Source organism: Paenibacillus sp. FSL R7-0652, from assembly GCF_038595045.1.
Classification (GTDB): domain Bacteria; phylum Bacillota; class Bacilli; order Paenibacillales; family Paenibacillaceae; genus Paenibacillus.
Map to the genome: position 1 here is coordinate 6,092,634 of NZ_CP152001.1, position 15,559 is coordinate 6,108,192.

Genomic DNA, 15,559 nt, shown 5'->3' on the forward strand with positions numbered 1-15,559 from the left:
CATATATTGATCTCACGTGCGGCGAATTAACCGAGCAGCTGCTCGATCGCAGCACTCATCGACTCTGGTGATTCTTTTGGTTCAATCCGGCCCACGACTTCACCTTCGCGGTTCACAAGGAACTTGGTAAAGTTCCACTGAATATCACTGGTTTCACCTGTACCTGGCTGCTGTTCTTTCAAATATTGAAACAGAGGATGTGCGTCTTCTCCGTTCACATCTACTTTTGCAAACACTGGAAAGTTTACGCCATAGTTGATCTGGCAAAAGGATTCCGCTTCTTCACTTGTACCTGGCTCCTGTCCACCAAACTGGTTGCATGGAAAACCAAGCACCACCAAACCTTGATCACGATAACGGTCATAGAGCTTCTGCAGTTCACCATATTGCGGTGTCAGTCCACATTTACTGGCTGTGTTTGCAATAACGAGCACTTTACCTTGATACATATCCAGCGGCACTTCCTGATTTGCGGTGGTTACCGCCTTGTACGAATATACGGACATTGCTGATTCCTCCTATGACATCGATTAATTTTGGGGTTGTAATCAATTATAGCCTTGTTTCGGGGTTTACTTCAAATTCACCGAGAAGCCGCAAGTATCTCATAGCGATTTTGCCGCTCGGCTTTGCTCAACTTGGGACAGCTGTAACAGTAATCTTGACCACCGTATACCTTATAATGCAGACAGCAGGTTGACTTCATCAGCATTTTTTCCCCAGGTTGATACGGACTATCGATTTCTACCGGTTTGAAGTGCAGCAGATTTTTACGCAATCCCAGAATTTCCGGCGGCATCGTAATCACATGTTCATACCCTTGAATGACCGCTTTACGTTCATCCTCAGTAATGTCCATCTGCACTGCCATCGTCTTAAACCATGTCAGAATGGATGCCAATTGAGCCCACATCTGGCCTGTATTTGCCCCTCCAGCCTCGGCTGCACCCTCGATTAGAGGCCGGAGCTGTTCTCCATAGTAAGCCGTAAGCATCGCCTTTCTTGCCAATCCGGCTGCTGCAGATTCATGTTCGTTCTTACCAGGAGGCGCAGGATGTACATGCTCGGTACCATCCAGCAGTTGAAAGTGAAATGCCGGATAGCCGTCTTGTACAACCAGCTGCAGCCGAATATTGTCCAGAGAAATATCCAGCATTGTGTCACACATTGAATTCATATAATGAATGCCCAGCAGCAGTCCACGAACAGAATGCATGAAATACACCGCCGCGGTTCGCAAGCTATCTGCCCGCAAATGTTCGTTATATACTTTCAGCATATCATCTGCCTGCGCTGTATCCCGTAACGAAGCCAGAAGTATATCATAAACCGGGTTAGAAGCGGGACTTGTCGAGATTCGGCCATATTGCTCGAGCCACGTATAGTTGATTGCGCCCATGAATGAAACCTCCCGTGAATGCGAATGAGCCGCGTGCTAACAGCGCACAGCGGCTTCATTTCTATAATAGAGAATCACAGATGTGATCCAGTTCGTTTAAATTAACTGCCCATTGCCTGTACACGATGTTCGGTTCGACCTGCATGAACCATGGCACTGTTCATCACCTTGGTTTCAGGAGCTGCAGGTTTCGGACGTTCGCCAGCGAGTGCATATGGGAGGCAGAGCGGTACATTGGAACGCGGGTCCATTACGATATCTGCTTCAATATTGAACACTTCACGCAGTACATCTGAAGTCATCACTTCTACGGGTGAACCCTGTGCAACGGCTTTACCTTTCTTAATACCAATCATGTGCTGAGCATACCGGGAAGCATGATTAAGATCATGGACTACCATTACAATGGTGCGGTTAGCTGTGGCATTCAGGTGTTCCAGCAGCTGCAGCACTTCAAGCTGGTGTGCCATGTCAAGGAAGGTTGTCGGCTCGTCCAGGAACAGAATGTCTGTTTCCTGAGCAAGTGCCATAGCAATCCAGGCACGCTGACGTTGTCCACCGGACAACTGATCGATCGGACGGTCATGGAATTCAGTCATGCCCGTTACTTCGATCGCCCATTCAATCATGCGTTTGTCTTCTGCACGCATGGAACCAAATCCTTTTTGATAAGGAAAACGGCCATAGGAAACCAGTTCTGTAACCGTCAGACCTTCCGGTGCTGTAGGGTTCTGAGGCAGGATCGCAAGCTGCTTGGCAACTTCACGCGTGGATTGTTTATGAATAGACTTGCCGTCGAGCAGCACGCTGCCTGCCTTCGGAGACATAATGCGTGCCATCGTCTTCAGGATCGTTGATTTCCCCGAACCGTTGGCTCCAACAAGTGCGGTAATTTTGCCTTGGGGGATCTGAATGTTCAGATCCTCAACTATCAGTCTTTCCTCATAAGCGATATCCAGCTTGGACGTCTCCAGACGAAACATGCGATCATCCCTCTCTCATTAATCCGGTTATGTATTCCGGCTATCATAACGACAACGAAATTGAAATTATATTCTAATTCAGTATTCCTGAATTTTCCGACGCTTGGCATTGACATAAAAATTGAAACAGATTTATTCGCTACATTAAAGATACTGATAATCATTATCACTTGTCAACCGAAAATAACAAAATCTTTTGATAATATAAGGCTTTTTTTATCTAAATTCTGCTTTTTACCACTCGCTGTGACACCTATTATATGAGAGCATTTCTCAATGATTCCGTGCTATTTTTCACTGCTCGCCTAATTACCTTATTTTGAATCAATCCTTATGTGTCTATTTTGTGAACTGATTAAACGCTTCGGTACAATCATCTCAGAAGCTTGGTTATGAATATAAAAAGATGACCCTGAACTCTTGGTCTCAGGGTCATCCCTCTAATCAAGTCGAATCAAACCTGACCTACATATGCTTCTCTGCCGGTTATGATTCGTTATGTGCTTATATCATGAGATTCAGATTGGCTCCTGCATCAACTCAACAGCGATCTCTGACCCCTTCGCACCCTTCTGAATGCTCACAACATTCTTGGGATCAATATTGTCCGGCAGTGTGATCTGCATGCCGTAAGGGTATAAGCGATCTGCTTCGGCCGCAGTTAAAGGTTTGGGAACAGTGTCAGCCTGCCCTTCTTGCGAGACATCCCCCGATAAGTTCTCACTTGTTTTACCTTGGTCTTGTGTCGATGATTTATCCGCTTTGCCTGCCGACAAACTGCCAGCTGTGGATTGATCCTCTTGGTCAGCATTACTTGCCGTATCAATCCCTTGTTGATCATCCGATTGACCGGATGCTGCTGAATCAGCATCTGAATCAGCAGCACCTTGACTCTTACCTGATGTCTGAGAGCCATTTTCCTTACCTGCTGCGCCTTCAGAATTCGATGAAGGGTCATTGGCTGCATCAGACTTTTCTCCGGAATTCAAGCTCTTCCACTTGTCTGTAACGTTAAACTCTTTCATGCTTCCATCATCCAAACGCAGCTGCAGGCTGCCCTGTTCAAAAGGAATACCACCCGTTTCGCTCCGGAAGCGGAGGACTAATCGGGCCGGGGATTCTGTTCCTTCCTGCTCATCTGCACCAGCGATATAAGCGATATACGCTGCCGGCTTCTCTTCAGGTTCAGCCGGGGCAGCTGGTTCCTGTTCTGCCGGCGGCTGTGCTGCTTGAGGTTCAGAGGTATTGTTCATCCAGGCATATGTGCCACCTGCAATACCAAGAATAAGGAACAGCAGCAGCAGGCCCATCCATCGCTTTTTCTTCCGCCCGGTCAGAATACGCATAAATGGCGAGGCCAGTTCAGCCTTGGCCCGATCATAGACCGGCTTCAGAGCTTTTCCTGCTTTGGCATAGTACGGCTTGAACACTGACTTGGACCGGAATGCTTCCCGGTCATGGGATTTGAAATACATAATAATGGCATCTGCATATCCTTTATGCGCACTGGAACCGCGAACAAACATCCGATGTACACCGGACCATTCGAAAAAGGTATAGATCGCTTCAATTTGATTGGTATGACTGCGTAGAAATTCAATCAGACCCGAATAATCAAGCCGATTACTGCCGCTTCCCCCACGGTAGAATGCGAGTGGTAATGCCTCATACGCTGCGGTTCCCGGATAATTCCGCAGTTCTGCCGCCAGCCAGCGGCGAGTCCAGCGCTGAAGCTCATCACGCTCAGCCAGAGAGAGTGATTCCACCTCTTCTTCGGCGTCAGGATCACTTCTAAGCCATTTTCTCGCCGCCAGCATCACATTTGTTCTAGCCGCTACATCCGAACCTTGGCGTGATGCCCAATCCCGAACGTCATTCTCATGCTGCAGAATATCGATACGCAGCAGCTGTTCCCGGTTCACCCGTTCCAGATCCAGATCCTGAATCATGAAGAGGTTAATCACATAAGCAAGCTTATCCGCAAGTTTGGTTAAAGCTTCCTGATAGGCGGCCTGTTCGTCGGGAGAATGACTACCGCTTTGGGGAGTTCGACTGACAGCGGCTTTGGATTGCCCGATATGTCCTGTTATACCCGTTTCGAACTCGTCACTCCCGGTTATTCGGTCCAGCATGCTGACTCGCTGAAGCGCCTCGTTTGCCGATTCAACCGGATCAGGTGCCGAACACAACCTTTCCCTAAGCTCGGTACAGGAACGTTCCACAAGAAACGCAGATTGAATCGCTGACGGATGAGCCGTAACCCAGCGCTGAACAAGATCGATGACCCCCGCTGCCGTCTCTGTCCGTTTCAATTGGTTGTCCAGATACGGCTCAAACAGCAGCTTGGTCAAAGCATCATTACCCAGTACCTTATCAAAAAAAGCTTGATTCAGACGGGCATCGCGGTCCAAAATGACATACAGATCCTGTACAGCACGCATGCGTTTCTGCGCACGCGCATTGTTTACAGCATAGATAAAATAGTCTACGATCCGGCCCTTTACTACGGGCGCAGCAGCACGGAAGTATTCTCCGAAGCGGGCAGCAACCGCTTCCTCCGGTACATTTTCCCGGCGGACACTGTCCAGCTCCCGACTAAGCAGCGTCAGAAACAGATCATTCAGACGTGCACGCTGCTGCAGCCCACCTTCAGGCTTCAGATACGTCAGTAAACCCTTCAGAACCTCGCTTTTGTTATTCAAATATAAATCTTCTACACCTTGTTCAAGGCTGTAAAATACCGACAGCTCTCCATAAGCTTCAATGGATAGCTCCCTTCCCGGTTCCATACCGGCCAGCATGTCGTCGGCGAACTCGTAGAATGCTGCTGACCTTACCGGGTCCCTCAGCAAAAACCAGGCAAATTCCGCATAAGGCAGCTTGGCCACCGACGCATCCACATGGGTGACACGACCAGAGACGAGATCAAAGGTGAAATCTTTCTCTGTGTTCCTGTCCTTGGGACGAAGTGTACCCCGCTCCACAAACTGCACATGTATGCCTTTCTTGGCCTGTGGCTCCTTGGCAAACGTCATAAAACCGAGCTGCCGCCGGAACGCGTAGGGCAGTGCCTTGTACAGCAGACGCAGCAGCGCCTTAGCTCCTGCCGTTACTTCCTCCGCTGGCACATCAAGCGCTATATATACTTTGCGGCGTGCCGCCACAGCCTGCATCACAGCATAGAGCAAGCGCTTGAACAGCGTCTCGTCCATTTTCAGGGCACTTAGAATCTGGTCTGGTGACGCGGCTGCTCCAAACCTGCCATCCTGCTGTCCAGCTTGAACTCCACCTCCGGCTCCTGCTGCCGTAGGAAGTTCTGCAAGCACAGGCAGCTCCGTACCCTGCTCGATATCATAGGAGGTAGCAAACACGGCATCCAGCCATTCGCCACCTTTCATATATTGTTCCAGGCTTGCCGGAGACAGCACATAATTGTGGGCAAAAAAGGCACTGCGCAGCCCGGTGAAATCTGCAGCCTGATACACATTTTGCCCAAGAATGGTCTCGCCGCTCTCGAGATGCAGCAGGTGCATGGAAGCCGGGAACTTGCTCTCGTCCTTCTCGCTCCGTCCTGTCAGCTCCGCAGGAGCGTCATAGACGCAGTAAGGATGAAGTACTTTTTTGATAAAAGAAAGGTCCAGTCCCGGCGATGCAGCCACCGTATCGAACCCCTCTGTGGTCCGGAATACCCCGCGCCGTTCTCTTGTGTACATCTGCTGTTCAATGGGCGGAGTGTTGGAAGAACGCATCATCCCACTCTCCCCTCAATGTACTTCAGCTTGTACAGCAGCCATAGGAAAGGCTCATCCACACGGATTGGACTAACCACACCTTGAATTTTCATGTCTACCGGATTGCTGCCCAGCGCAGATACGGCGAAATAAGCGGTGTCCTTGAAGTACACATCCATCGTGCCTTTGAACGGACGATCCACTTTCTCGATAAAACGGCGAATCTCCCCGTCGATATTTTCGAATTCGGTCAAATCAAACCACTCGCGATGCACCATGTTGCGGAACACATTGCTGTTGGATTTGATATAATCCCCTTCCTCATCCTTGAGGGAATGCAGCATGTCACTTTTGGTGAGCACAACCGCAGTCGGGATATTGGTCTTAGCCTTCTCCTGATAGGCGATAAAGTCACCGAACAACGTCAGCACCACGTCGCGCGGCTCATCGTATTTCGGCGTCCATTCTCCCGGCTCGCTGCCCAGGTTAATGCGAATTTTGTCCCGGATTGAACGAATCTGGAGCGGGTCGACCATAAACAGAATGCCTGCCGAGTTTTTGATATGCTGTCCGTGCAGACCCAGATAATCCTGCTCGACCATTCCTTCACCTGCAACGTCAAAAAACACCAGGGTCAGCGGCGCTTTATCCTCATCCTTGAACACAAACTGAAAAATAAACGGCTCCTGCAGCTTTTCCTTCTGCGTGGAGTCCAGCAGGTCGCCCCGCTCAAACAGCGGCTCTTCGTAATCTGCACGGAAACGGCGGCTGATCTCTGCATTCAGCGGCATACAGGCAGCATCAAAATGATCTGCCGTATAATGCTGCAGCGTATGGATCAGCGATGTCATGTAGACGGATTTCCCGACCTGGGATGCACCGATGATCGAAATGATGTTGCTTGGTGCCTTCCCGGCCGTTACAGGAAGCTCATTATGACACTGCGGGCACAGACGACGACGTGTAACTACACCATAACGATCATTCAGCCCCATGACGATGTTATCCGAATAGATGCGGTGCTCCTCGGGTACGTCATAAGGAGACAGAACGGCCTCCATATCAAATACCGTATCCAGGCCAAAACGTTCCCGGTATCGGTTAAGCTTGGCATCTTCCCCCAGCGCGTAGTCCTCGTCGTCGTCACGATGATGTGCTGCGCGGAATACGACCTCTTCCGGTGAGAACTTGCTGAAGCAGTACGGACATACAATATCGTAAAACAGCGGTCGTTCCTCCGGCTGCTGTCTCTTCAAAAACCGACTAAAAAAACTCATAGCCATTCCCCCTTTCCATACCTGTGTAAATAAAAATTCAACTTCAGTCGTCATGTGTGATCAATCGGATATCAGCCGATAAGCAGCTCCATACTGGCGGCCGTCTGTGAAGAATAACCTTACATAGTCGTCCTTGGCGACTTCAACAGGCGGCATCTCATTTTTTCCCGGCATAAAATCACTTACAAACGGATACACCGTGCCATCATCTTTGTTCAGCGGAACGCTGCCCTGCTTACGAACATAACAGAGTGCTTCCTTAGGAACGGGCACTTCGGCGGTCACCGTGATCAGCACGGTCTTGCGTTTCTGAAAAAAACCGCTCTTGTAGCGAATGGCAAAGCGGATATCCGCCCTGCCCGCGCTTGCGATCCCTTGGTTGTCCTTATCCTGCTGACGAATCAGCACAGGCCCTTCTTCTGACATCTGGCATGCATATACGTTGTACTGGATGGCGCCAAAACCTGTGATCCGATCGGTATACCCGTTGTTCGCTTTGTATTCCTCTCTTGTGTACAGCTTCAGCTTGCTCGGTGCCCTTCCTTCTTCACGTTCCTCAGAATGACCTGCATTCCTATGTTCTTCTCCGATGTGATCGGTGTTCATTCGACTCAGTTCCAACCGTTCTACGTAAACCGCTTCAAGCTGGTCCGGCCAGAGCCAGCGAAGCGTGCAGCGGCCTTCGTCCACCGCTAGAGTCAGTTTTCGAATCCGGGGAGCCGAAGGGTCTGCATCTGCATTGATAAATCGCATATTTCATTGACCTCCCCGATGTTAGAATCCTTTGCTTCGTGTATCTCTTGCTCGCTGACCGAATCCTTCCGCAGAAGAAGTTCCACGACCGGCATCCCGGCGGCCTTTGCTCTTGCGCGGGGTGTTTTCTTTGATCGGAACAATCCAGGAGAAGAGCGTAAGCACACCCGAAAGGATCAGCATTGCTCCCAAACGGACGAAAGCATCGCCCACATTAGAACCGTTCAATCCCCACTCCAGCAACAGTCCGGCTAATAAGCCCGAAACTGCACCGCCTACACCAAAACTGAGCGCAAGATGACGGTTATCAAACACAAGTCCAAGCGATACACCAAGTGCCACCCCAATCAACAATAAGGCCGCGACGCGGAAAATAGCGAGATACATGCTGTGTTCCATCGCACCTGTACGTTCTGTCACGAGTGTACGTTCATCAATCGTATCGTAAATCTTCTGGAACGCGACATTCAGGCCGCCTGCGTCCGGCACATCATAGTACATCCCGCCTGTTTGCTGAGCGATGCTCTTGAGCAAATCCGTACCCGACGGATCGACCAGGCTTAGACCAACGGTATGGATCGCAACCTGTTCCTGTACATACTGCGGCAAAATGTCCGAGATGTCTGCATCACTGAAACCGTCAGACAACAGAATAACAACGGTGCCCCGTTTCGGGTCCTGTTTGCCTTTGATCTGTTCCATTCCTTCTCGCAGTACGGTATCAAAATTAGTGCCGCCTGATGTCGTCACGATACTGTCAATTTTGCTGTTCACTTCACTTTTGGCGGCTTCGCTGTCTACTGCGATGAACGGCTGCAGCAGCTGCGGCTGGTCATGGAACGTAATTACCGCCACCTGTTTGTCACTCTCCATCTGATTGATGAGCGTCTTGGCTGCTTCAAACCGTCCATTATTCGGATCGGTGTCGTTCATGCTGCCTGAGTTATCAATCATCAGAATGATATCTTTGACCTGCTTCGCCCCGCCGGGATTGATCTGGTACAGCAGCTGCAATCCGAGTCCAGCCACCAGCAGCAGAGCCAGTGTAGCCGGAACAAGCAGCTTCCAGGACAAGCTCAGATATCTGAGTTTCCACGAGGCACCGTTCAGACGCGGCGAGATCATCTCTGCCAGCAGACAGAACAATCCTACACTAAGAGCCAATACACCAAAATATAAACCCATCAGCAGCAGGCGCGGCATCTCCCCAAGCCACTGATGCAGCATGATTTCCCCTGCCGCAAATCCCACTGCTCCGCCAATCAGGCTGAACAGGACCAGGAGAAAATTGATTTTTCGCTGCATGTCTGCATGCATCCTTTCTCAGAGCCTGCCTGAAGCAGGCTGACTTAGTGCCCTGAATTTTTACAACTATTACTTTCACGAATATAAAAGGTCTTTTTATCGAAGCGGGGGCAGATGATCTGCCAGGTCAGCAGGATGGAGTTCATATCCATTCTCTGTATATGAATCGTAGTACACCTTGGCGTTCCGGTAGACCATGAGATCCTCCAGATGGAAACCACCCATCAAATTCAGCTTCTCCACCCCGCTGCTGCGTTCCTCATAGACGACACCCAGCTTGTAAATTCGCGAGGTTTCCTCGGCATGTGCCGCGTAATCCATAAAAGCACTGTGATGGTCGCCAAAAAAATATTTCTCCTCATACCGATGCTCCTGTGTATAGTCGAAGACCCGTATCCGCACAACCGCCTGGTCTTCCAATGTACGATATAGTCTGCGGAACAGATCATCCCGGGTTAATACATCCCGATCTCCGTAAGTAATGGTCACATTGGCCCGCTGTAACAATTCTTCCTCAAACGGTAATCGCAGTGGTTCCGCGGAGAGCAGCAGCGCACGGCAGACCTCTATCAACCGTGCGAGCAAACGATCATCACCCGTGGTGGCGAGCTCATTCATGTCGCCCATGTATCGTTCCTCAAACCATACATCCCGCCCTCGTCTTGCCTCCAGATCAGTGATCAGCTCTTCTGTCACTCTGCCATAGTACTCCATCACGTTCTGCCCGATGTATTCGTCGGCAGCCGCGATGCTTTCCTCAGCCGCTCCGCGTAATGTGCGCTCCAGCGCTTCAAGTGAGGCCTTAACCTGACAGCTGTAGCGATGCAGCTCCTCCATCTCCGTATCATAGATGCGGAGCAGATGCAGTTCATTTTCCAACCGCAGCAGGTCTACCTTCGGCACGTATACACGCTCCAGCAGGCAGTCAATCAGATTGCGTACATTCTGCTTGTCCCGGAAAAGCGCCCGTTTGATCGGCTGATCCTCCACCCGTTCCTGCTGACGCTGTTCCAGCAGTGCTCGTGCCGATTCAAGCTGTACACCTTTGTCGCGGATCAGCGCCAGCAGCGCCTCGCGCACACTGCCCGGCTCACTGCCGCTCCAAGCGGCCCATTGAAAGTATCCCGCTTCGGGATGCTCGCTATGGGACCGCTCGGCTTGACGGCGAAGCGACCCGCTGGAACTGCGCTCACGCACACGTTCTTGCATTGGACGAACGACATTCTCCCGGAAATAAGCTTCTGCTCCTTCTCCATACAGTGCCCGTTCTGCTTCTCGCAGGGAGAGCGGCTTGAGATCCGAGAAACTGCGGCTGTGCGTCATAATGCCGCTCATGCCGCTAACGAGATCTTCGCTTGGCAGCAGACCCGCTACTTTACGTTCCACAGAAGATGCATCCAGTCCGAAGAAGGCCAGCTTCTCCTTGATGCTCCAGTCCGGTTCCTGCTTCATTCTGGCGAGCAGATAACGGTAGAGGTGATATAACACCGTCAGCGCAATCGGTTTGTTCGGCCGTCTGATCTCGGCAAAACCTGCACTGGCATAGCCGTGCTGATCCGAGGTGGTACGAATATTATTTTTGAACGAAGTATTATTGTAGGTATTCGCACCCGTGCTGGCGACGGAAGCCCGGTCTTCATACCTTTCCTCCTGCTTCCGGTTCTTCAGCAGACAGATACGGCAGATAATCTCCGCATTTTCAATCCAGCCGCCCGGAACACCGGTACCGCGTTCATTTTTGTCGGAAAGCACATAAACGAGATCGAATAAAGGTGCTGCAGGATGGGTCACAGGAATGGATATCCCGTCCTCTGTCACCAGCAATCTCCCGCTGAACCTGTAATCCAGTGACTGCATATAATCCAGCTCACGCAGAAATGCCAGCCCTGCTGCGCTCGAATATCCGAACGAATCCACATGCTCCATCTCGCTGACCAGCACATGCAGATCGGTCTGTACCGATTTGAAAGACTGTGCCAGAATCGTCTCCGCGAGCTTCGTGATTTCCGGCAGCAGCACATTCAGCGGATCATCTGCTCGCGTAATGACCGTAACGTAAATCCGGTCAAATGACGAATACAGACGTCCATACTCGGCAATTCGATTGCTGACCCGCCGCATCGTACGATTCAGCCCAAAGAGCGCCTCAGCCGATTCATGGAAGCTCCGATGCACATCTTTGCGCAGCGTTTTAGGTGGACTCTGAGTCTGCCTTGCCGAGAGCGGCAATCGGTGGTACGTCACCTGATGGTCTTCATGCTCCCGAGAAGCAGAAGCAGCATCACGGGAAGCATTCGCTGCATTCTCAGCACGCCCTGCCTCGTCTGTCCCAATATGCACGTAGGCCACTCCGTCTTCGTTATCCCACTTCAACTGGTTAATGTCACGCACAGCAGATACTGCAGGTGCCGCCAGATCACCCACAAAGAGGAACAGGGCCGGATAATGGATGCTGCTGCGTCCATCTCCCTGGCTGCCCTGACGTTCCTGCTCTGCAGCGTAACGAGCTGCATACTGCTCCAGCTCTCGTTTTAAGATCATCGATGCATGAGACCCTGCGCCTGTGAGATAGGCAGCATCCCGATGATCCGCTTGTCTCTCATTTGACCTGAAATCCATACTGCCAGCCACCTTACTTCAGCCTTCTGCGAATGTCGTTCAGCTTCGACGACATTGTTCTGTAGAACTGATAGATATCTTCCCCGTTTGCCAGCTCTACCCGCTCATACTCCAGACGATCACGGGATTCCATAAACAGCGCAGCGAGATCATCCAGCTTGGTCAGAAGCGGGGCGATATCCTCTGATGCCGTCAGATCGTTATCGCGGCGGGAGGCTTTACGCAGCAGTGTGCTGCGATCCTTCTCGGACAGGCCCCGGAAATTGCCAAAGACTTCATATTCGGCATAATTGCGGCTCTTCATCAGATTAGCGAACGGCTCCCATGCGTCTTCCTCCGGATCACGGTCGTAGACGTACAGCGCACCCTTTTTAACAATCGTATCTGTGTAGAGTGCTTCGATGAAGCGGTCATACCACTGTTCTTCATCCTGATACTGAGCCAGTATGCCTTCCAGTTCAGCCACTTTCGCAGTGATCGCATTCATCTTGGCCAGTTCCTCACGTACTCGCGCGATGAGCTGCGGAGAGCGTACAAGGTTCTCTTTCGCCATATCCTCATTAATGCTTCCGAAAATATCCTTCGTATCGACACGCGGCAAACCTTCGGCTTGCAGACGCTTCAGTTCAATAACCGCACGTTTCACTTCACCGAGATTCGGAGCGTTTGAAGTGAGACGCATGTCATATGCGGCCAGCTTCGCAGACAGATCAAACGGTTCCGTTGTGACAATCGCATAGCGGTTGCTTGTATTTTCATCTGCCGATTTGGCTGTAACAATCTTATAGCCGAGCGCCTGTTCAAATTCACTGCGAACCCTAGCGTTATACTGTTTCACACGTGCATTCTCGTACACATCTCCCCAGGATTTTTCCGGAATAGGAGACGGCAGGTACGTCCAATTGTTTTTCTCCGTCTGTACCAGATGGCGTCCAATACCCTCTTTGTCCAAAATCGTGCGTTCATAGCTCTCTTCATAGACTTTAAGCGGCGTATACACAAAGAGCGGTACTCCGTTGCGCGTATTCAGCCAGAAGATCCGGTTCCGTACTTCGCTTTCCTTAACGGTAAAGTGGGATTTGCCCACGGCGTTGTTCTGGTAGTTCCGAATCCCTTTCAGAATTCCTGGAGCCTGTGCCGGCACGGATACAAATCCCCACGAAGGGAAGTGCAAACTGCCTGTGCTGTTGCTCAGATTAAATACCGGAACGGCCTCGTCGTCCAGCTTGCCTGCGATGAAACGTTCCACGAATTTCTCCACGGACTCGTCTTTCCCGTATTTGATCACCAGGAAATCCTCCATGGAACGGGTAATGAGATCACCAAACTTCTCACTCAGGAAGTCAGAGATGGAGCTGACGATATCAATCTCGTTTTCCTTCACCCACTGGCTCGAATTCTCCAGCAGCTCACGCGAGAAGTCGCGGATCAGATCATCCGTATCTCGTTTGTCCAGCAGCCCGTCTACCACACTCACGATATCCGGCACACTTACCACATTCCAATAATAGGTCTTGTTGCCTTTGTGATCGGTTTGCTCTTCGCCGCGTGTCAGCAGATCACCATTCTTGGCAAAGATAGAACTGAGCGCATTCAGCGTCTCGGAAAATACGTTATAAATGCGGCTGTTCTCTTGGTTCAGCAGTTCATACAGGTCTTCATAGAACTCAATCATCTGGTCGTTGCGTTCCACATCGGCGTGCAGCCAGTATTCATGAATTTTTGCTTCAATATAAGCATTCTTTTTCTTGTCTTTGGAGACAAAGGCACTCTTCGCATCGCCAAGTTTCTCTTCGGACTGCTCCTGAGCCGCCTCAATATCACGAGGGATGCGGAAGGCATTTTCGCGCAGCGTTTCAATGTACGACTGAATCATTTTCAATACACAGAATCCTTTTTCCGTATAAATCAAGCGAGAGACATAGAACGGCCCCTGTTCAGGATGCAAAAACATACGCCGGATCTGCTCAGTGAACTGACCCGCAATCTCGCCCGGAAGCTGCTTCTTCGCCTTGATATATTCCTCACGAGCACGCGCCAGGAAGTTCTGCTCCAGCTCCGTATCCATGTTCACGACCTGGGACTTCACCACGTTGCCATAAGACAGACGTTCGCTGTTCTGGTAACCGGGCAGCGGTTCAGGTACGCGTGATTCGAAGGCTTTAACTACACTTTCGAGATCGATGCCCAGTTTGCGGGCAAACTTCTCGGTATCCTCCTGATTCGGTGCTTTGGAGAACATGGTGCTCATTTTGTCAAACATCCGGTAGGCCAGATATGTCGTCATCTCTTCAATCGGCAGTACAGCCGATGATGCGCCAATAATATTGTAGTCATAGTTGGCCGGGTACACTTTGTTCATCTGTGCGATGTTGGTGCGAATGTTGCTGATATAGTCATGTATCGCAAATTCCTCACCCGACTGCTTCTCTTCACTGGAGATAAAGTTGGTGATATTCTCCGCGGTAACGTTCATGCAGTAGTCATAGGCATTCTCGAGCAATTTACCCTCTGTGTTCGTCGCCGAGATCAGATGACACAAGTTAAATGGCGGCAGCGGCGAGTTTACGGTCAATATGTTGCCGTACTTCTGTGTAAACCGCTCGCCGCGGCTGTCCACGTTCATCCAATAATCCAGCTCTTTGAGCGCTGCATATCCGTTCTTGCGAATATATTCGCGCGTGTGCTCGCTCAGGCTTTTGTTGGACAGATTCACGTCTGGCGTGAACAGGTAACCGAGCGTGTTGACACGGTCAATCCCGGCAGAGCCGTGATCCCGCTCGATGATGCCGCGCACGATATAGGAAATATCGAGGAAGCAGCCGCTTCCTGTACCGCCGGACAATCCGGTGAGCAGGAATACCATCAGTTTTTTGTTCGTGCCCACGGATAACGTTTTGATTTTTTTATCGATCGCCTGCACGACTTGATTGATCTTCGTAAACAGAAGCAGACGCCCTGCCTGACGCACACCTGCCGCTCCGTTCATGCCATCCGTGATGCTCAGTTCAGGGGACAGCCAGTCCGTGATATACGGCTCCAGCACGCTGCGATTCTGCAAGAGACCGCCAATCTCTGCATTGGAAAGCAGTACAAATTCGTTGATCGGATCAAGGCCGATGCCTCTGTATTTCTTCGCGCGATCCTGTTCGTTCGTCTCGAACGCCAGAAATTCAACGTTGTCCGGCTTCTCCATCTTTTTCTTGGACACCGGGTCCTGCGGCAGCTTGAAACGGCGGTTAATCTGATATTTCAGACGCAAAAGTGCGTCAATTCCCGTGCCTCCCAGACCGATAATCAGAATCGGGTTATCAATCGTATCGACTCTGATTTTCTCGCTGACGATGCCTCCGCCCAGTGATACATCCAGCTGCTGAATATGTTCTCTCACGATCGGTTTCATTCAATATCCTCCCTGTATTTCAATTAAAAAGACTAGAAACCTCATTTACACTTGCCACTCCGATGACAGAGGAACCTTCCGATCGCTGT

The 15,559-nt window shown here is 50.7% G+C and carries 9 protein-coding genes; all 9 read right to left on the reverse strand.

What is annotated here, in order from left to right:
* Positions 1-26 precede the first annotated feature (26 nt).
* Positions 27-506, reverse strand: a complete 480-nt coding sequence (locus MKY97_RS26590) for a glutathione peroxidase (RefSeq protein WP_342553142.1) — start codon at positions 504-506, stop codon at positions 27-29.
* Between the two features lie 77 nt (positions 507-583).
* Positions 584-1,399 (reverse strand): (2Fe-2S)-binding protein, encoded by an 816-nt coding sequence (locus MKY97_RS26595; RefSeq protein ID WP_342553143.1) that lies wholly within the window; start codon positions 1,397-1,399, stop codon positions 584-586.
* Positions 1,400-1,500: 101 nt separating this feature from the next.
* Positions 1,501-2,382 (reverse strand): ABC transporter ATP-binding protein, encoded by an 882-nt coding sequence (locus tag MKY97_RS26600; protein WP_342553144.1) that lies wholly within the window; start codon positions 2,380-2,382, stop codon positions 1,501-1,503.
* Between the two features lie 518 nt (positions 2,383-2,900).
* Positions 2,901-6,134 carry a hypothetical protein gene (locus tag MKY97_RS26605; protein WP_342553145.1) on the reverse strand — a complete coding sequence of 1,078 codons (3,234 nt, stop codon included), beginning with the start codon at positions 6,132-6,134 and terminating at the stop codon, positions 2,901-2,903.
* A complete protein-coding gene (locus MKY97_RS26610) occupies positions 6,131-7,390 on the reverse strand; it encodes a hypothetical protein (protein WP_342553146.1) in 1,260 nt (419 codons plus the stop codon). Before MKY97_RS26610 ends, MKY97_RS26605 begins: the two co-directional genes overlap by 4 nt.
* Positions 7,391-7,450: 60 nt before the next feature.
* Positions 7,451-8,143: a beta-mannanase gene (locus MKY97_RS26615; protein ID WP_342553147.1), complete on the reverse strand. Its 693-nt coding sequence runs from the start codon at positions 8,141-8,143 to the stop codon at positions 7,451-7,453.
* A 21-nt stretch (positions 8,144-8,164) separates the two neighbouring features.
* On the reverse strand, positions 8,165-9,448 hold the full coding sequence (locus tag MKY97_RS26620) for a vWA domain-containing protein (RefSeq protein ID WP_342553148.1): 1,284 nt from the start codon (positions 9,446-9,448) through the stop codon (positions 8,165-8,167).
* 96 nt (positions 9,449-9,544) lie between these two features.
* Positions 9,545-12,067, reverse strand: a complete 2,523-nt coding sequence (locus MKY97_RS26625) for a transcription initiation factor TFIID (RefSeq protein WP_342553149.1) — start codon at positions 12,065-12,067, stop codon at positions 9,545-9,547.
* A gap of 13 nt (positions 12,068-12,080) precedes the next feature.
* Positions 12,081-15,470 carry a tubulin-like doman-containing protein gene (locus tag MKY97_RS26630; protein ID WP_342553150.1) on the reverse strand — a complete coding sequence of 1,130 codons (3,390 nt, stop codon included), beginning with the start codon at positions 15,468-15,470 and terminating at the stop codon, positions 12,081-12,083.
* Positions 15,471-15,559: the final 89 nt, after the last annotated feature.

What these genes read in the sequence shown, in the direction of transcription:
- MKY97_RS26590 (WP_342553142.1), bottom strand. Translation starts at nt 506, where the DNA reads ATGTCCGTATATTCGTACAAGGCGGTAACCACCGCAAATCAGGAAGTG.
- MKY97_RS26595 (WP_342553143.1), bottom strand. Translation starts at nt 1,399, where the DNA reads ATGGGCGCAATCAACTATACGTGGCTCGAGCAATATGGCCGAATCTCG.
- MKY97_RS26600 (WP_342553144.1), bottom strand. Translation starts at nt 2,382, where the DNA reads ATGTTTCGTCTGGAGACGTCCAAGCTGGATATCGCTTATGAGGAAAGA.
- MKY97_RS26605 (WP_342553145.1), bottom strand. Translation starts at nt 6,134, where the DNA reads ATGATGCGTTCTTCCAACACTCCGCCCATTGAACAGCAGATGTACACA.
- MKY97_RS26610 (WP_342553146.1), bottom strand. Translation starts at nt 7,390, where the DNA reads ATGAGTTTTTTTAGTCGGTTTTTGAAGAGACAGCAGCCGGAGGAACGA.
- MKY97_RS26615 (WP_342553147.1), bottom strand. Translation starts at nt 8,143, where the DNA reads ATGCGATTTATCAATGCAGATGCAGACCCTTCGGCTCCCCGGATTCGA.
- MKY97_RS26620 (WP_342553148.1), bottom strand. Translation starts at nt 9,448, where the DNA reads ATGCAGCGAAAAATCAATTTTCTCCTGGTCCTGTTCAGCCTGATTGGC.
- MKY97_RS26625 (WP_342553149.1), bottom strand. Translation starts at nt 12,067, where the DNA reads ATGGATTTCAGGTCAAATGAGAGACAAGCGGATCATCGGGATGCTGCC.
- MKY97_RS26630 (WP_342553150.1), bottom strand. Translation starts at nt 15,470, where the DNA reads ATGAAACCGATCGTGAGAGAACATATTCAGCAGCTGGATGTATCACTG.